This is a genomic window from Paenibacillus sp. MZ03-122A (genome assembly GCF_024213325.1).
Taxonomy (GTDB): domain Bacteria; phylum Bacillota; class Bacilli; order Paenibacillales; family Paenibacillaceae; genus Paenibacillus; species Paenibacillus polymyxa_B.
This window is the reverse complement of record NZ_JANAVI010000016.1, coordinates 41,401-59,808: the sequence shown is the minus strand read 5'-3', so window position 1 is coordinate 59,808 and position 18,408 is coordinate 41,401. Positions and strand designations below refer to the sequence as shown.

Below are 18,408 nucleotides of genomic sequence, written 5' to 3'. Positions count from 1 at the left end.
GGAGAAAATATATGAAACGTTTCCAATTAGAGAAAAGCGAAGTTACTTGATCATTTGCTGCATGACCCCATTAGTAAGGAGCGCCTAAGCAATCGTCTTACCAAATGGACTGCATATCCCATATATCCAAGGATTTAACAAACGGTTCTCCATCTCCCCAAATCTCGAGTCCCAAAGCATCCATACGGCTCGGGTACACCCGGGTTGTCAGGCTTTTCAATCCGTTTGCATAGGCTTCGACCATGGAGCGGTCCAAATAAATATGAAGCTTCAGATTCTCCCCAAGTAGCTCCAGCTTACCGCCCTGAACCCCTCTGCACTTTTCTCCCGGATGCAGTGTCGTTTTCGACCGGTCGACCATGAGCATCGCTTGATTCCAATCATAATACAGCAGAGTTTCTTCCTCTCCGTCCGGCGTACAACGGACCTTGATTCCGAATTGTTTGGCGCTGCCGGGCTCCAATTCCAATTGAATCTCAAGCATGTCACCATGAACATCCCTGAGCTGTACATTAGTTTCAGCCAATGACTGGTCCCGAAGTGATAGCCGCTTGGCGCCACGCAGCGATTGAAGCTCCTGAATCGGCTCTATTCCCAGACGTCCGTCATCCCTCAAATACACGCTTAACGGCAAGCCGCCGTTATGAGCCCAGCCCGACTTATATTCCATCTCGGACGTCCGGTCGCCTTGGGCTATCGTAAAGACGATATTTCTGCCGGTCTTCGGATCAACCATTCCGCTCGGTCCGGTAAAATGGAAATCCCCGACGTCAATCAATTGAGGCTCTTCTTGATCGGGGATGAACGAAAGATTTTGCTTGTCAAGTTGCCCGATCCAATAGAACACCTCGACATCCGCTCCCTTCCCCACAGGGCTGACAAGCAGGAGATGTTTGTTCACCCCCTGCTTGTCACTGCCAAGGGGAAGAAGCACAGGGAGCTCCCAGATGGGTCCAAGGTAAGGAAACTTCTGAATATCTGCTTTAAAAAACGGCCCTTTATACGTCCAATTCAGCATATCCTGTGACGCAAATGCCAGTGCTGCTCCACCTTCGATACCGGACCCGACCAGAGCATACCAGCCGTCATCGTCCTTCCATACGAATGGATCTCGGAAATCCCCAAATGCGCCCATTCCCTTCTTCTGCACGATCAACGGCTCTGGATGTTTGACCCACTGAACCAGATCCGGGTTTCCGTCAAGGGTATAAGTGCTTCGGGCAAGCGCTACGCTCTGATTCGGAGAAGCGCTGTCATTACCTGCCGTAAAGAACAAGACAGGAAGTCCGTCAGCATCATAGGTTGCGCTTCCCGACCAGATCCCGTCCGGTGCGAGCTGATCCTTTTCGGGCGCCAGGGCCACGGGTAGATCACGCCAATGCACCAAATCCTGACTTACCCAATGTCCCCAATGGATCTGATGAAAGAACGGCCCCTGCGGGTTATGCTGATAGAACAAATGATATTGCCCGTCAAAATAGATCGGTGCATGGGGTTCGTTCATCCAATGGGCCGGCGGGCTAACATGATATTGCGGTCTGTGCCGATCAAGTAGCAGTGGCGTTCGGTCCAGCTTGATCTCGTCATAGTTTAATTGAGGCCGGTTACCTTCATGAAAGGTATCCAGCACATGCCGATAAGAAGCGGCCACTTCTTCCGCGCTCAGCGCCCGATTATAAATCTTGAGTTCATCAATGATACCGCTAAACATGTGCAGGCTGAACACTTCCGCCAGCAGGCTGCTATGGTTATTCTTGCCGATAAGAAGATCCGTGTCCGTCGCCTCAGCCAGGCGGGAACCACGAGGCACGGCTGCTGAAGCGATTTCACTGCCGTTCAAATACAGCTTGATTTCCCCTTGGTTCCCATCGAACACAGCATTCACGTATGACCATTCATTCTTGGACAGTTCATGGCCATCTGGCGACCAAAGTTCCTTCCAGTCCCCTCCTTCCAGCCCGACTTGGAAGGACCAGGAACCGTGTCGGAACATGCCAAGCAGATAACCTTGCTTGCGATCCAGGTTGTAGCGGTTCACGATGGCGGACAATTTGCCATCATCCCCCCATTCATAGGAGCGTGGGGCTACCCATACTCCAATGCTTAGCGCTGATCGATACTCTGGCTCGGTGTTCTGATTTCCCTCATCGAACGAATGCGCAATGTAAGTCGAATAACCATCGAACAGAAGCCCATTTCCAATTACCCCCTGTCTCCACCGTGGAGGGCAAGGTTTAGTAAACTCCGCTTGGTTAAATACGTACTGGATATTATCCTGGACTTGGGATACGCTCTCCAGAGCGCTTGTACCGGAATCTTCATTGAACGCCCAATACATGATCAATCCCCGATTATCGGTTGCATGGCTCATACTTCAACCCTCCTTAATGTCTGCTCCGTTGGACCATTGGGAATATGAATGGAGTTAAGAGCATGCATATGAAACGAGTTCAGTACAACTTCCCCTGATTTCGCACTTATCTCAATACGATCCATCGGAGCATCAGGGAATATTTGATCCGTCAGTGCAACCAAACCCTCATTCGCGTACACTTCAACCGCGTTGCGATCCAGCCAGATATGCAGCTTGATCTTTCCATTCTCCGGAACCATTCTAGCACCGTGCTTGCACGCAAACGACGGGTGGAAGTCAGTCAGGCCCGATTTCGAACGGTCGATGAATAGCCATTGGCGCACAGGGTCATATCCGATAATAGTCTCACTTTGCCCAGAGGACTTTATTTTGATATGAACCTCATCCCCGGAACGAATGTCGATATCCGCTTCAATCTCAAGCAGAACATCATTCATTTTTTGCGTAAACGGCACCGCCGGCGTAACCTTGACCTCATTCCAGCAGAGCGTTCCTTTTCGCAGCTGCTCTATTTCCCGGACAGGCATTTGAGTCAAAACTACGCCCTCGTCTCGGCTGGTCAATGATAAGACGCGAGGTAAAGTCATTGCGCCTCTCCAGGCTCCGGTAGGCGTTTGGTTGGCATATTTCCAGTTGCTCATCCATCCGATGATCACGCGCCGTCCGTCTTGCTCAGCTATATCCGACCAAGTGACCCCCGCATAATTGTCCCGGCCATAATCCAGCCACAGGATATGACCGGCCGGATTGTCATTGATGAACGTATTTCCGTCGAACTCTCCGATAAAGTATTGCGTACGTGAGCCTTCCGGACAGTTGGGATTATCTCCGATGCTTATGATAAGTACCCATTTGGAATGTCCGCTGTCATCAACCAGCAATTCAAAGAGATCAGGGCATTCCCAAACTCCGTCATGCGAGTCATCAATCTTTCCGAATTCGCCTGACAACGACCATTCACGCAAATTGTCGGAACGATAAAACCGAACGTGGTCTCCCGCGACAAGAGCCATAATCCAGGATTCACTTGGCGAATGCCAGAACACCTTGGGGTCCCGGAAGTCGACCAGATCATGCTCGTCGAGTATTGGGTTCCCCTCATATTTGTGCCAAGTTCGGCCTTTATCACTGCTGTAAGCCAGGCTTTGCCGCTGGCGAGGTTGTCCGGTCTCCGGACAGATGTCTGCATGAGTGAAGAGTGCGATCAATCCATGGGAACCATCGAACAGTCCGCTGCTATTATTCCAGTCAACCACACAGCAACCGGAGAAAATAGCGCCATGCTCATCCGGGAACAGAGCGATAGGCATATGCTCCCAATGAACCAGGTCTTGGCTTACGGCATGACCCCAGTGCATCGGTCCCCATTCATTGCTATAAGGATGGTGCTGATAAAACAGATGATAGACTCCCTCGTAATAGACTAATCCGTTCGGATCATTCAACCAATGGGAGTGAGGTGAAAAATGAAAACCCGGCCTAAATCTATCATCATCGTGCTGTTTATTTGTCTCGATTATCTGGGTAATTTCATCTGTCGTCGGCATAGATTGAAGAGCCCCTTTCCGTGTGGTTACTAATGCACCGCCAGCATTAGCAAAAGTTAGCATACCGATGATTTGCTGTTTGGTCAGCTGATTCAAAGAAACACCGGCTTTCAGTATCTTATATAACAAGCAGCCCAGAAAAGCGTCGCCGGCTCCTGTCGTATCAATGGCCTCTACTTGAAAACCCGGCACATATCCGTCATGACCCGCTAATCGGTAATAGCAGCCTTTTTCCGCTAAAGTTACGAAGATCCCGGCGATGCCGAATTGCTGTTGCAGCTCTAGCGAGCCTTTTTCCACATCAGTTTTACCCGTTATAAAGTGGAGCTCATCTTCCGATATTTTCAGGATGTCGGCATACTTCATGCCCCAAAGGATATTCTGTTTCGCTTCCTCTTTGCTCTCCCATAAAGCAAACCGGATATTTGGATCGAATGAAAGCAGGACTCCTGCCTCTTTAGCCTTCACAACTGCCGCTCTTGTTGCCGTACGGGTCATCGACAAAGAACCAAAGTGCAGTGCATGGCAGTTTTCAATCCTATCGAACGGGACATCCTGCGTGCGCAAGTATGTATCCGCTCCTGGTTTCCGGTAGAAGCTGAACGATCGGTCTCCGTTGTCATCCAGATGGACAAATGCCAGCGTTGTATTGGCTTCATCTGTAAACGAAAGCCCAGACACGTCGATGCCGACGTTCATCAAGGTATCGTGCAGCAAGGAACCGAATTGATCATCCCCAACTTTGCTAATCAATGTCGCTCTAGTTCCTAAACGGGATAGAGCAGCTGCTACGTTAGCCGGAGCCCCTCCAGGATTACATTCAAACTGCTCGTTGCCTCTCGCGGTACGACCTGATGGCGTAAAGTCTATCAATACTTCCCCAATGGTTATTACATCAAGCACAGTTTTCTCCCCACCTATCGTTTGATTATTTATTTTTTAAATTTGCATTATATCGGTCCAGCCCTTTTTGATAGATCTCCATTAATTCGTTCAGCCCCATCTTCTCGAGTGTCTTCACATAGCTGTCCCACTTTTCATCTACCTCGCCATCGACGATGAACTTGCCTCTTTGGGTATTTACATATTTAATAAGTTCTGGCTCGATCCGATTAATTTTATCTAGTTCATCCGGTTCAAAGAAGATGCTCGGATAGTTTTCCTTTTTCATATATGGAGTGTAATATTTTTCCAAATACTCAGCACGCTTCTGAGCTCGGGGTTCCATATCAACAACTTTTCCGAAGTCATCGAAAGTAATGACGCCCGGATTTCCTGTGCCTGGAGCCACTTTTTGACGGAATTCACCTGCGGAGACTCCTTTGGGAAGCGGCAGGTTCACCAATTTTCCTTTTTCGTCCTTCTTGAATACGACATCCAACGGACCCCAGTGAATTTGAGCCGCCATGTAAGGGTCATACTGTTGATCGATCCAACGCATCGTCATTGCCGGATAACGGTTCTCCTTTGTAATCACGAAGCTACCTCGTCCCGGTCCTCCGCCGTTGTTGCGACCAATCATTTGATCTCCATTTGGGCCTTTAAGCGGGGGCAGCAGAGCATAATCCTTACTACGCTCCGGTCCGACAACTTCTTCGACTTCCCACCAAACGTAGGAGCCGAGCGTTTCATCTGGTGTTTTGCCTTTTGCTAAATACTGAGCAGCGTCCTGGGTGAACGATTCACGGTCAATCAGGCCCTGCTTATACCAGTTATCATGAATATATTTTAATGCTTCCTTATATTGAGGTTGCGAAGCGGTAAAGATCACTTTACCTTCGCGGACAATCCGATGTTCCAAATTATCCGGAAGACCGAAAGCTCCGAATATGCCGGCAATGTCACTACACCACTGCATATGCATAAAGCTTAATGGGATTTCATCAGCCTTGCCATTGCCGTTCGGATCCTTCGTTTTAAAGGCAATCAAAGTCTGAGTGTATTCATCCAGCGTCTGAGGTACTTTCAGGCCCAGCTTATCGAGCCAATTTTTATTGATGATGTGAAAGAAGGGGTTGGTATCGAGCTCATTCTCTTCCCACGACGGCAGCCCATAGATGTGACCGTCTGGTGCTGTGATGGCTAGTTTAATGTCAGGCCGACGATCGAGAAGCGCTTTCAAATTAGGCGCATATTTATCAATTAAATCCTCCAGCGGAATGATGGTTCCGTCTTTACCGTAATTGATTAGATCGTAATCTGTGAATCCGGCTCCGTAAAATGCGTCTGGCAAATCTCCGCTGGCCAACAACAAATTTTTCTTCTCTGCAAAGTCAGTGTCTGGAATGTTTTCCCAGTCAATCTTTACGTTTGTTTGTTTTTCCAGCCGCTTAAAAATTTCCATTTTCGAGTAATCCGGCGCTAAAGCAGCTTTCGGGGAGACCATCTTTAAGGTCACCGGTTCTTTAACAATCGGAAGACCGGTTTTATTAAAATTCGCATCCTGATCCGGATTTACCATCTGATTTTTTGACTCGCCACCGCCTCCCGAACATCCGCTAAGTGCAAACACTCCGGCCAGCATTAGAATTCCAGCACTTTTGAATAATTTCATCGTACATAACCTCCTTTATGTCATTCCACAAGCTGAAAACTTCCCTTGCCCTTGTTATATATTTGTCTGAATGCTGGATCTATCGATTCTGTTGCACATTCCCCCTTTCAGGCACCATGACAATGTTAGCCTTTGATCGAGCCGATCATCACGCCTTTAACAAAGTATTTTTGCAGGAAAGGATACAAAATCAGCAACGGTAGACTGGATACCATGATGACACCATATTTGATAAGCTCTGTAACACGCATCTTCGCTGCGTAAGATTCCACGTCTATCATCATGCCCGAGTTGGCCTGATTCTGGACAAGAATGTTGCGCAGAACCAGTTGCAACGGATACTTGTTTTCGTCGTTCAAGTAGATCAAAGCGTCAAAGAAACCATTCCAGAAGCCGACAACATGATATAGTACCATTACGGCTATAACGGACTTAGACAAAGGCAATACAATGCTCCAAAAAAATCTGGTATTGGAACAACCATCGATTGAAGCTGCCTCCCACATTTCATCTGGGATGGTCGACTGAAAAAAAGTCCTTACGATAATGACATTAAACACACCTCCCGCTCCAGGAATAACAAGTGCCCAGATCGTATTCAGCATGTGAAGATCTTTGATCAGCAAATAGGTTGGGATCAGCCCTCCACTAAAAAACATGGAGATCAGTAAAAACCACATAATCGCCGATTTTCCCGCCAGTCCTTTACGAGCTAACGGGTAAGCTGCACATACGGTCACGGCTACTCCGATTAACGTTCCTAGACCCGCATATAAAATCGAGTTGGCATAACCAATCCATATAGATGAATCACTAAATATCCGCCCGTATCCATCCAGCGTAAAACCCTTTGGAAAAAACCATACTTCTCCTGAGTAGATGAGATTGGGGTCACTAAGTGAAGCAATCAGCACAAAATACAACGGGAATAATACAAGCAGCATAACTATGGTCAACATGAAGTAGTTGACGATGTCAAACCACATGTCTCCCTTGCTTTTTCTCTTTAATAATTGATTCAAAATGAACTCCCCCTTACCACAGGCTGGTTTCAGTCAACTTCTTGGCGATCCGGTTGACGGTGATTATCAGGATAATATTTACCACTGAATTAAACAGTCCAATTGCCGTAGAAAAGCTGTATTGTGCCTTTTGAATCCCGATTTCATAAACATAGGTCGGAATGATATTGGAAGTGGCATAATTCAAATCGTTCTGCATAAGGAAAGCCTTTTCAAAACCGATGCCCATAATGTTACCGAGTGCGAGAATCAATAAGATGACGATCGTCGGCAAAATGCTTGGAATATCCACATGCATTACGCGCTTCCATTTGCTTGCTCCATCCATTATCGCGGCTTCATGCAATTCTGGATTGACCCCTGCCAGCGCAGCAAGGTAAATGATGGTAGCAAAACCTGTCTCTTGCCAAACCCCTGATAAAATATACAAAGGACGGAACCAACCTTCGTCGGCCAAAAACATAATGGGGTCTCCTCCGAACAAGGTGATGATGTGATTCACGATTCCGCTGTTTGGAGACAGAAAAACATTAAGCATACCGACGAGCACTACGGTAGAAATAAAGTGTGGTGCGTATATTACAGTTTGTACAATTTTCTTGTATCTTTTGGCCAACATCTGATTCAACATAATCGCTATAATAATCGGAGCTGGGAAGCTAAACACAAGCGATAGAACACTGAGTGTAAGTGTATTCGTCATAATCGTCCAGAAGTTATAGGAATCGAAAAAATCAATAAAGTGCTTAAAGCCTACCCACTCGCTTCCCCAGATCCCCCGACTTGGTGAAAAATCCTTAAAAGCAATTTGTATTCCATACATCGGATAGTACTTAAATACGAGATAAATAATAATGATTGGCAGCAAAAACAGATACAGTTCATAGTCACGTTTGATCTGGTTCCATATTTTGCGATTTGGCTTGATCGTGGAATGATCCAACTCACTAGTTCTTGAATTCACCATTACACTCCCTTTCTTGTAAAAGTATATTTTCATTTTTGAAACGTTTCCAATTTATTATAAGAAAAACGTCAGTCGGTGATCCATACCATAAATCCACCGAATGAGCTGAAGTTTTTCCAATGTAAAAAACTTGCCTAAGATAACGGGAGACGATACATTTGCTGATTCAAACTTATTCCTTCGATCTTTTAACAGAGTAGTCTGATTGTAAAATGAAACGTTTCCAATTTTCTAAAAGAAAAGTCAAGTTTGCATATCCAGACTGTGATCCGACTTTACGAATTAATATCTTTACAATTAAAATCATGTAGTTTCGCCTTGTCTGAAGATAACGGGGAGACGATACACTTGCTGATCTAAAGTTATACCATCGATCTTTTGATACAGTAGTCTGATTGTCAAACGTGCCATCTCCTCCACTGGCTGCCTGATTGTAGACAATATCGGATGAAAATAACGATGATCCTGAATGCCGTCGTAACCGATGACCTTTACATCCTCTGGAATACGAATCCCCTGCCTACCTGCTCTTTCTATATATTTGGCGGCAAACATATCGGTAATAGCGAAAATGCCGTCCACATCCTGATGCTTAGATAGAAATTCGCCAAAATAGGCTTCGTCGTCCACAATAGGATCTGGTTTCTCGTATACAACATAGTCTACACCTAATTTTTTCGCCTCATCAATGAAACCTTTTCTTCGATTCATGGTTTCACTAAAAACGGAAGTTACACTTCCCATAAAAGCCGGTTTCTGGGCCCCTGCTTTAACAAGTTCCCTCAAAGCTAGACGGCCTCCCTCATAATTATCTGAGGTTACACAAGTGATTTTTTTGTTGAAATGCCTATCAATACTTAGAATCGGAATGTCATTGCTTACGCTATTTTCTATATCATTGTAAGTAATGCCGACAATACCAGCTACTTTGTTTTGCCGTAGCATATCCAGGTAATACAGTTCCTTTTCTGGCTTGCCTCCGCTATTACATAACATGAGCTTAAAGCCTTCCCGATCCAACTCATCCTCAATGTAATAAGCTAGTTCAGAAAAAAAAGGATGCCAGATACTTGGAAGCAGCAAGGCTACCATCTTGGATTTCCTCATTTTAAAATTTCGAGCGACTTCATTAGGAAAATAATTCAGTTCTTGTATAGCTTTCTCCACTTTCCTTCGTGTATCTGGTTTTACAGAGCCCGAGTTATTAATAACTCGGGACACCGTTCCCACAGCAACACCAGCTATCTTAGCTACATCTCTAATACTTGGCATTTAACCCCCCCATCTCTCTTATGGGAATTATAATAGCACTAAGTTGGAAACGTTTCAATTATTTTTTGAAGCGCTTTTTTTCTGACTTTTTTCATTGCCTACCCCGCATATGAATTTCGTGCCACCTGATTCAATCACACCTATTCGCTTTTTATTCTATTTTTTTACAAACTTACTCAATGTACTTTTCGAGGCGACACAAACATGTATGGCACGCTCTATAAAATTAAAACTTAATTATTCCAGATTAAGTTGATGCGAATTGTAGATCTTTATTACATTCATGCTTCAACCAATCGTCAACCTAAATCCGAAGAAAAACCGATTGTTCTGGCATCGCTCATGGCTATGGGTACCAATATAGGCTTAACAAAAATGGCTGATGCAACGCCTAGTATCTTAGAATCATTACGTCCGCTGAACCAAGGATAGCATAAAAGCCGGTTACACCCTTAACGTGTGAAACCCGGCTATTTTTGTACTCAGAATTCCTTAGCGTTGTAAATCTGCGTTATGCTGGTGGTACCCCTTCAAGATCGAAACATTCGCAGTATGTGTGTCCGCGACAGTAAGAATTGCCCTACCGAACTACGGATGGACGGAGCACTTAAGAATTAGCAAAAGAAACCCGAAGTCTCATAAAAGACGCGGGTTTCTCGTCAATCTGAGTAGCCTTTAGGACTACTTTTTATTTCCCAATATTAAACCAACCGGGCATTGCTTGAATTACATTCCAGAGTTTTTCTGGAATATTAAGCTGGTCGAGTTTTGAAACGTTCAACTTAGAATCTACCTCGGCTTCTCGTCCATTTGCGACCATTTCAACCCAAGTAGGATTCATAATTAACGCATGCCCAATGGCAACTAGCGGCAATCCTAATTCCACAGCTTTAAGAGCATCATCCGGTGTTATTATGGAACCAGCAGCCATCACAGTTACCTTACCGTTTGCTCTTTCAAGAATTAATTCAAGCCGTGTTTTTTCATCTTGACTATCTACTGGCTTTGAAGACACATTATCTAATGAAGCATGTATATAATCCAAATTCTGTTCAACAAGAATATCGATTAATTCATACGTGTCTTTCATACGTAATCCGTCCACTTTGGAGGATTCTTCAGGTGAAAATCGGTATCCTAAAATGAATGGTTTTGTAGCATGTTTTTCAATGACATTTTTGATTTCGTTAATAATCGCCAATGGAAAACGCAAGCGATTTTCAAGTGATCCTCCCCATTGGTCCGTCCGTTGATTCGTTGCTGGCGACCAGAAGTTTTGAATTAAAAATCCATGTGCCCCATGAATTTCGACGCCATCAAATCCGGCTTCTATCGCTCGTCTTGTTGTGTCTCCAAAAGCACGTACAATCGACAAAATCTCCTCATGTGATAGTTCTCTTGTTTCTGGAGTTGAACCTAAATTAGTAATTTCGGGTTGCAATGCACTCGCACTAACTGCATCCAATTCGGGCAAAGCTTTATTGCCAGCATGAAAAATCTGTAGGATCGCAGGAGAGCCTCCACTTTTCGCTGCCTCAGCTAATTTTCGTAAACTTGGAGTAAATTCATCATTGTACCCGGCGAATTCATTCGTAAAACCCTGTCCATTCGGTGTAACATGAGTACACCCTGTAATGACGAGTCCTACTCCATTCACTCTTTGTTTGTAATACTTTACTTCGTCATCCGAAATGGTAAGATCGTCATTGCTTGACCAGGTTGTCATAGGTGCCATAACAATTCTATTCTTCATTGTTATTCCACTTCTGAATGTGAAGGATTCAAATAACCTACTATATTTTTGATTCATTTCTTTAACCTCGCTATCATATTTTATTTTCTGTTTCAGTGTAGTTGGTTACCGTTACAGTAGGTCAAGGATTTATTTTTATATGATTACATATAGAATTGTTGTGCTTTCATTCTCTTTATGATATATATTTAGTTACAGTAACTGTAACTAAAGGTGGGACAAGTAGATGTTGTATTCAATGACATACGTAGTGGAGAATTTAAATGTATCTGCAAAAACACTTAGGTTTTATGAAGAGCAGGGGATATTACCAAATATATCTCGTGACGAAAAAGGCCGTAGAGTTTATAACCAACAACAAATAGATTGGATTTCTTTTATTCGTTGTCTCAAAGAGACAGGAATGCCTCTTTCAAAAATCAAGGATTACAAGGAACTTTATGAATTGGGAAATAGCACCTTTTTGCAAAGAAAGGAGATGTTGATACAGCATAAATTGGAACTTCAGAAGAAAATTGACGAAAGTTTTAAACACATGGAAGAAATAAACTATAAAATTGCCATGTATGAACTTCAGAAAGAAGAGGTTATGAAAAACCCTAACTATAACTTTAAATGTCACGGTCACGGCCTGGAGATTAAGACGGTGAATTAATGTAATGTATTTCCGCTAACGGGAAACGATAGTTCAATCTCCAACTAAGACTAGGCTGCCGATCAATGTCGGCAGCCTAGCTCTGTCTTTGCACATTAACGTAAACAACCCAACAAGATAAATGTAGGTTTATTCCATACGTTTGAGACGCTGGTATTTCTCCAATCATAGCGAAATTCCCAGAACTTATATTTAACATATTTATCCATCTACTTTGCCCTTGTGACAGCGACGCTGGTACTACCCCTTCTTCGGATGATTACACATAGGGATGCAGCCAATAATAATACACCCTTCTCGTTGTGTTATTAAATCAGCAATGTTTAGCTTGCTAAATATATTAAAAAAGATGGAGAACTCATGATAGATTATTCTCCATTTGTTGCATTAATTGTCTTAATATCAGCCGATCTTCCGTAGAAATGGATTGAAGTAGTTTTTCCTGCTGTTGTCTCCATTTGACCTCAACCGGTGTCTCTAATTCTTTGCCTTTGTCCGTTAGGAAAATGCGCATTATTCTTGCATCTTGTTCATCACGTTTACGATATATAAATCCGTTCTGCTCCAATGATTTAACCATGTTCGTTACCGTAGGCGGTTCGCATTTTAAGTGTTCACATAGTTGCATTTGTGTTACCCCATCACCCAACCACAGACGATACAGCAAATTATCTTGCCCTACATAAAGGTTAAGTTCCCTGAGAGATTCACTATAATTTCGACGCATTTGGGAGGAGATTCGATCTAACGACTGACGAATATCACAATCCACTTGATCTGTCATTAATTCATCATCCCTCGATTCGAATGTTATTTAGCGGGCTAACTATATCACGACGAATTTGATGTGTCAAATTAATTTATGATGAACTTCCTTCTGGTCAAAAAAGTTTCTTCCCTGCTTCATTTTTTGGCATATCCCTGTTTGTGGAGATAGTCCATCATTTGTGGCTGAATACTTCTTTGCAGATGATCATGGATGTGGTCACTCCATCCTTTTACTTTTTTCGCTGAGAAAGGGGCCTTTACAGGTCGATTTTCATAATACTTCAACATGGTCTTATCATAAGTTGCTAATTTCAGTTTATCGAGTGTTTGATACTGGTTTTCATGTAAAACCATGGATTTAGGCAACCTTGGCTTGAGTTCAGGTTTATTTCCAGATGGACTACCAATACATAGTCCCACCAAAGGAATCACATACTTCGGTAAATTCAAAATTTCAGATAATTCATTAATGTTACTTCTCACACCACCAATAAAAACGCCACCAAGTCCAATAGATTCTGCTGCGGTTAAAGCATTTTGCGCCATAAGCCCGGCATCAAATGAACCGATTAAAAGAAATTCTATATATTCAAGGTCAACTTCAGGGGCGATTTGATGATTCCGGTGGAAATCTGAACAAAAAATCCAGAACTCTGCGGCTTCTTCAATATAAGGTTGATTAACCGAAAGTTGCATCACCTTTCTTCGAAGATCTGGATCTGTAATTCTAATAATAGAAACGGCCTGCAAAAGACTGAATGATGATGTTTGATTAGCTACCTTAAAGATTTCTTCTCGTTGTTCTTGTGTCAGTGGTTGATTTGTGTAAGAACGAATGGACGTATGATTATGAAGTAATTTAAGGGTATTATTCATATGAATATCTCCTTCAATGTTATTATCATAAATAAAAGTGTTAGCAAAAATAGCAATGAGGTCTTAGTTATAGGTGGCCTCATATACTAACTCAATACAAAATTGCGTTACATTACAGACAATCCTCCATCAATTCATGATGAGCACCCGTAATATAAGAGGCTTCATCACTCGCAAGAAACAAAGCAAGGTTCGCTACCTCTTGAGACTGACCTAATCTTTTGATGGGGACTTGTTGTGCCCGTTCTTCAATTGCCTTTTCACTTAGAGCTTTAGTCACAATGTTTGTTTGTATAGGTCCTGGTTGAATTAGATTTATCCGAATTTGATCAGTGGCAAACTGTAGGAAAAAAATTTTTGAGATCTTCATCCGATGGTTTTAACAATTTCATCAATCACTTCTTGACACGTTAGAATTTGCTGAATACCACCAGCTGATTCGGATACACTAACGGTCCCATTAACCAGATCGCCATCTAACATTCCTATTTTGAACCCTTCTCCATAATATTTGTATGCTTCTGCAGGCTTTCCTTGATTAATGAGTTCTAACGCTTTTTTGCCCGCTTCTGTAGGAATGGTTCTCAAATGTCCTGTACCTGATTTAAATTCAATAAACTCTTCACTTTTTACCTTAATGATGGCTTTCTTTGTTTCCATACTAGCTGGATTTTCTTTGGTCACTATAAACCTTGTTCCCATATATACACCTTCTGCACCCATAGATAGTGCTGCTTTCGCTCTCCGACCATCTATAATTCCTCCAGCAGCAATAACAGGGATTTTTACAAGTGAAGTGATTTGTGGAACAAGGGAAAGCGTACTAATTTTATAATCACTCATATGACCACCAGCCTCATAACCTGTAACGATAAGGGCATCCACTCCTGTTTTCTCAGCTTCTAGAAGCTTTTCTACAGTCGGACTTAAGTCTCTGTAAACGACCTTAATGTCATGTTTTTTAAGTCGTTTCAGTTCACGATCGACCACATGTTGTCCAATGGCAATAACGTTTTTGACATTTTCTTTAACCAATACATCAAAAACTGTATTAGTAAAGGGGTCTTCTGTAGCCCCTCCCATTGGGAAAATGTAGTTTACTGCAAATGGTTTATTCGTTAATGCTTTAACCTTGCGAATTTCCTTCGTTAGTCGATCTGCCATATCCTCTGCACTTATTGCTTTTTCCGTTTGGCCAGCATTTGGCCCCAACACACCCATTCCACCTGCATTGGAAACTGCTGCAACAAATTCCGCGGAAGTGACCCATGTCATAGCAGCTGAAATAATAGGATACTCTATTCCCAGTAGTTCTGTAATTCGGTTTTTCATCAATGATTTCGCCTCTTGTTTAATTGATTTTTTTATTATTACTTCTTATACCTAGTTTCAGGGTAAGGTAGCCCTAAATTCCCCCGAAGTGTATCCTCCTCATATTCCTTTCGAAATATGCCTTTATCTTGCAATATGGGTACAACCAATTTAATAAAGTCCTCAAATCCTGCTGGATAATCTTGTATAATCAGCAAGACATCCATGACGCCTTCTTGATACCAATGTTCTATTTTTTCTGCAACATTCTCCGCAACTCCCATCAATTGAGGTTTTGGCAATCTATAACCTTTAGGCATCCATGATTCGATTTCTCTTAGCTTTTCTAAGGCTTCTTTTTCCGTTTCACCAACGATGGGGCTATGTGAAGGCATAATCAGTAGATCGTTTGGTGAACGCCCTTGATTTTGCACTTTTCTTTTAAGTTCAGTAGTGAATCTCTTAAGATATTCAAACTGATCTCCAGGAGCCATGATGACTTCGGCATGCTGTGCAGCTATATCCATGAATTCCAAGGAAGTACCGGCTTGAAAGATGACCGGTCTGCCTTGTCGAGATCGACTAACATTTAATGGTCCCTCCACTGAAAAGTAATTCCCGGTATAATTTATTGGATGCATCTTACTCGGGTCATAAAATACCCCACTTTTCTTATCACGTATGAATGCATCGTCTTCGTACGAATCCCAGAGGCCTTCAATAATCTCTAAAAACTCCTTTTTCATGGGATAAAGATCTGCTTTCCTTAAATGGGACCGACTGTAATTGGCTAACCCTCCCGGATTAGAGGTGATCGCATTCCATCCTGCTCGGCCCTTGCTAATCTTGTCGAGTGAGGCTATTTGTCTAGCAACAGTAAATGGATCAGCATATGAAGTAGCTATTGTTGCGGTCAAGCCAATGGAATGAGTCACCATACTCAATGCAGACAAAATAGATACGCCCTCAAACATGCTTAGATAGTGTGGTATCATGCCAGGTCCAATATGACTTACGTCTGCTAAAAAGATGAGGTCGAACCTTCCCTATTCAAGTTGCCTGGCTTTTTGAACGTAGTAATCAATATTTTCACTGGCATCTGCTGGAATAGCGGGGTGTCTCCATCCCGTGTGATTCCAACCAACGCCATCAATAATCCCTCCTATTTTTAACTTTCTTCCTTCCATTGTTGAATGATCTCCCTTTCATGAGGTTCTTTAAAGTTACAGTCAAAAAAGGAAAGCAGGTTATCTAATTGCTCTGGAAAATCATTTACCCCAATAATTCTCTGGACCTTAGCAATGCTCACATGGTCCAGCCATCAGCTGCAGAAGTCCTAATGTTTTGGAGACTTTTCTTAGCATCACTTCCGTAATAGACATGAACGAAGTCTAAAATCGAAAGCTGTAGTCTATTTCCTGTATTCACTTATCAGTAACTCCTTTCTGTGTTATATTTATTTAGCTTACTAAATATAAAAACGCAATCTTAGTTACCCTATTAAACTATAAAACGAAAACAAGAACATTATCCTTTCGCATTTTAGGTTAATTAAAATTAATTGTTTTGGTTTGTTGACACAATCATAAAGTCATTATGTTCATTTGCAAAGAGGGCAATATAATTGAACATAGTACAACTTTTTGTACCTTAAGATTAGGAGTGATATCAATGAGGGTCTGTAATGAAGGATTTGATAAAGAATTTATGGATGAAAAAAGGGATATGTACGCGATAGCATTTACCCAAAATGTTCTTTCAGGACGTTGGAAATATTTTATATTATGGTATTTAAAAGGAGAAACACGCCGTTATACGGATATAAAAAAATTTCTTGGAGGTTTATCACAAGGCTCTCTCACAAAGCAGCTTAAAGAGTTGGAGAACGATGGAGTTATTAAACGTAATGTTTATCCGGAAGTTCCTCCGCGAGTAGAGTATTCATTAACAGGCAAGGGAATCAAATTACTACCGATCCTTGAGAAGATGGAGGAATTCGGTAAGGAATACGGCGAAAAACCTTAATCTGATGAAGTTTCCAAACAAGCCTATTACCGAAATTTTGAATCCAAAGAAAACATTTTTATTTAAGTCTTTGTCCAAACTTCTTCTACGCAATCGTGCGAATGAGCAAGGAAATCATACAACCGATTTCACAGTTAATATGGTTGCCTTTTACGGTCTATATGGTGAACGCAAAAAAGCACATGGAAGCTGTTTATGTTTATGCGTCACAAAGAAAAGCGCGGTAAAATTGCCTACTAAAAACAGAAAAACCCTTATAAAATAAGGGTTTCCAGGCTGTCGAGAAACCCCCTGTTTTTTTGCAGGGGGTTTAAAACTGTCTTAGTGGTCTAAAAACTAGGGTGCTCAGATCGTTTTAAATCGATTTTTGTTTTAAAAGATGCGTCTCCCCATATAAAAATAGAAGTGTCGAAAAGTCCTCTGGACTTTCTCGACACTCTGAAAACCCTTATAAAATAAGGGTTTCTTTGGTTGGTAACTTTGTGTCGATGTACACGTTTGTTCACCTTCATCAATGAACAATTCATAGATTAAAAAATAAACGAACAAAATAGGCATACGAATGCAACTGAAATTATTAAGTTACTTTTTGTTAACTTCATGAAACCCAACTCTAAGTCATACGAACCAATTAAGGTTAATTTTACTACTCGGTGACTAAATGAACAATAATGTATTGATACAGAGTTTTGTAGTATACTGCCCCTTAGTTGAACAAAGACAGCCGATCACGTTGGTCGGCTACCTCTTTGTTTTTTTGAGGCTATCTATCGTTCCTCGTTAGTTGAATAAGCACGCTTTCTTTTATTACACAATATCTTCGTACTGTTCAGTATTTCTATCATTCATCTTTTACTTTTATTATGAGAAGTGTTAGACTAGTATAGATTTTATATACTTATTACCGATTACTAAGATGTGTAATCAATGAAAGGATTTGATGAATGTGGAATCGACTAATTTCAAAGTTATACCTGAAAAACTTAAAGGTAGGACGATTGAAGATGTCGCCATCACTACTAATGCTGTGGTTATTAAATTTACTGATGGTACTTTTTTAGATATCTATCTCGATGAGGCTGCACAAACATTAAAGACATCAACAAACAAGCTGGATAGTTAACTCAACACTTTACACTTTGCTATCATTTTCCCAGCTTCCTCCTTCACAGTTTGCGTCAAATGCGACATAAAACCTCCACTTATCTTGTTCAACTAAACTGCCCGTTAGCTCAATGGGCAGCCGATATTACGGCAGCCTATTACTATGATACCATCGTGTTC

Annotated in this window: 16 protein-coding genes and 1 pseudogene; 4 read left to right on the top strand and 13 right to left on the bottom strand. The window is 42.2% G+C overall.

Annotation, left to right across the window (positions count from 1 at the left end; all coding sequences use genetic code 11):
* Window positions 1-97: 97 nt before the first annotated feature.
* The 6 genes from NLX74_RS22670 to NLX74_RS22645 form a co-directional block, all read right to left on the bottom strand.
* Complete coding sequence (locus tag NLX74_RS22670; RefSeq protein WP_254330406.1) at window positions 98-2,371, bottom strand: GH32 C-terminal domain-containing protein; 2,274 nt, start codon at window positions 2,369-2,371, stop codon at window positions 98-100.
* Window positions 2,368-4,824, bottom strand: coding sequence for a PfkB family carbohydrate kinase (locus NLX74_RS22665; RefSeq protein ID WP_254330405.1), 2,457 nt, complete (start codon window positions 4,822-4,824; stop codon window positions 2,368-2,370). Before NLX74_RS22665 ends, NLX74_RS22670 begins: the two co-directional genes overlap by 4 nt.
* 25 nt (window positions 4,825-4,849) lie before the next feature.
* Window positions 4,850-6,475: an ABC transporter substrate-binding protein gene (locus NLX74_RS22660; protein ID WP_254330403.1), complete on the bottom strand. Its 1,626-nt coding sequence runs from the start codon at window positions 6,473-6,475 to the stop codon at window positions 4,850-4,852.
* Window positions 6,476-6,600: 125 nt separating this feature from the next.
* On the bottom strand, window positions 6,601-7,497 hold the full coding sequence (locus NLX74_RS22655; RefSeq protein ID WP_061828394.1) for a carbohydrate ABC transporter permease: 897 nt from the start codon (window positions 7,495-7,497) through the stop codon (window positions 6,601-6,603).
* 13 nt (window positions 7,498-7,510) lie between these two features.
* The gene (locus NLX74_RS22650; protein ID WP_220027953.1) at window positions 7,511-8,464 is read right to left on the bottom strand and encodes an ABC transporter permease; all 954 of its coding nucleotides are present in this window, start codon (window positions 8,462-8,464) and stop codon (window positions 7,511-7,513) included.
* Between the two features lie 303 nt (window positions 8,465-8,767).
* Window positions 8,768-9,736: a LacI family DNA-binding transcriptional regulator gene (locus NLX74_RS22645; protein WP_061828396.1), complete on the bottom strand. Its 969-nt coding sequence runs from the start codon at window positions 9,734-9,736 to the stop codon at window positions 8,768-8,770.
* 276 nt (window positions 9,737-10,012) lie between these two features.
* Here NLX74_RS22645 and NLX74_RS25745 point away from each other — a divergent pair.
* A pseudogene (locus NLX74_RS25745) lies at window positions 10,013-10,135 on the top strand (Tn3 family transposase); the annotation flags it as partial.
* 289 nt (window positions 10,136-10,424) lie between these two features.
* Here the strand turns inward: NLX74_RS25745 and NLX74_RS22640 are convergent.
* Window positions 10,425-11,546, bottom strand: a complete 1,122-nt coding sequence (locus tag NLX74_RS22640) for an NADH-dependent flavin oxidoreductase (RefSeq protein WP_254330397.1) — start codon at window positions 11,544-11,546, stop codon at window positions 10,425-10,427.
* Window positions 11,547-11,715: 169 nt separating this feature from the next.
* On the opposite strand from NLX74_RS22640, the gene NLX74_RS22635 reads away from it, so the two are divergent.
* Window positions 11,716-12,144: a MerR family transcriptional regulator gene (locus NLX74_RS22635; RefSeq protein WP_254330395.1), complete on the top strand. Its 429-nt coding sequence runs from the start codon at window positions 11,716-11,718 to the stop codon at window positions 12,142-12,144.
* A gap of 358 nt (window positions 12,145-12,502) precedes the next feature.
* Here the strand turns inward: NLX74_RS22635 and NLX74_RS22630 are convergent, their stop codons facing one another.
* The 6 genes from NLX74_RS22630 to NLX74_RS25740 all read right to left on the bottom strand — a co-directional run bounded on the left by NLX74_RS22630 (window position 12,503) and on the right by NLX74_RS25740 (window position 16,249).
* Window positions 12,503-12,928, bottom strand: coding sequence for a MarR family winged helix-turn-helix transcriptional regulator (locus NLX74_RS22630; RefSeq protein ID WP_061828400.1), 426 nt, complete (start codon window positions 12,926-12,928; stop codon window positions 12,503-12,505).
* Between the two features lie 119 nt (window positions 12,929-13,047).
* Window positions 13,048-13,788: an oxygen-insensitive NADPH nitroreductase gene (gene nfsA / locus NLX74_RS22625; RefSeq protein ID WP_254330393.1), complete on the bottom strand. Its 741-nt coding sequence runs from the start codon at window positions 13,786-13,788 to the stop codon at window positions 13,048-13,050.
* Window positions 13,789-13,900: 112 nt separating this feature from the next.
* Window positions 13,901-14,158 carry an SDR family oxidoreductase gene (locus NLX74_RS25925; RefSeq protein WP_348619731.1) on the bottom strand — a complete coding sequence of 86 codons (258 nt, stop codon included), beginning with the start codon at window positions 14,156-14,158 and terminating at the stop codon, window positions 13,901-13,903.
* Entirely contained in the window at window positions 14,155-15,120 is a 966-nt protein-coding gene (locus NLX74_RS22620) for an NAD(P)H-dependent flavin oxidoreductase (protein ID WP_254330391.1), read from the bottom strand. The genes NLX74_RS25925 and NLX74_RS22620 overlap by 4 nt, the downstream gene beginning before the upstream one ends.
* A gap of 38 nt (window positions 15,121-15,158) precedes the next feature.
* Complete coding sequence (locus tag NLX74_RS22615; RefSeq protein ID WP_254330389.1) at window positions 15,159-16,094, bottom strand: LLM class flavin-dependent oxidoreductase; 936 nt, start codon at window positions 16,092-16,094, stop codon at window positions 15,159-15,161.
* Between the two features lie 26 nt (window positions 16,095-16,120).
* Complete coding sequence (locus NLX74_RS25740; RefSeq protein WP_302057471.1) at window positions 16,121-16,249, bottom strand: hypothetical protein; 129 nt, start codon at window positions 16,247-16,249, stop codon at window positions 16,121-16,123.
* 521 nt (window positions 16,250-16,770) lie between these two features.
* Here NLX74_RS25740 and NLX74_RS22610 point away from each other — a divergent pair.
* Window positions 16,771-17,124: a winged helix-turn-helix transcriptional regulator gene (locus tag NLX74_RS22610; protein WP_061828404.1), complete on the top strand. Its 354-nt coding sequence runs from the start codon at window positions 16,771-16,773 to the stop codon at window positions 17,122-17,124.
* A gap of 946 nt (window positions 17,125-18,070) precedes the next feature.
* Window positions 18,071-18,247, top strand: coding sequence for a hypothetical protein (locus tag NLX74_RS22605; RefSeq protein ID WP_167669709.1), 177 nt, complete (start codon window positions 18,071-18,073; stop codon window positions 18,245-18,247).
* Window positions 18,248-18,408: the final 161 nt, after the last annotated feature.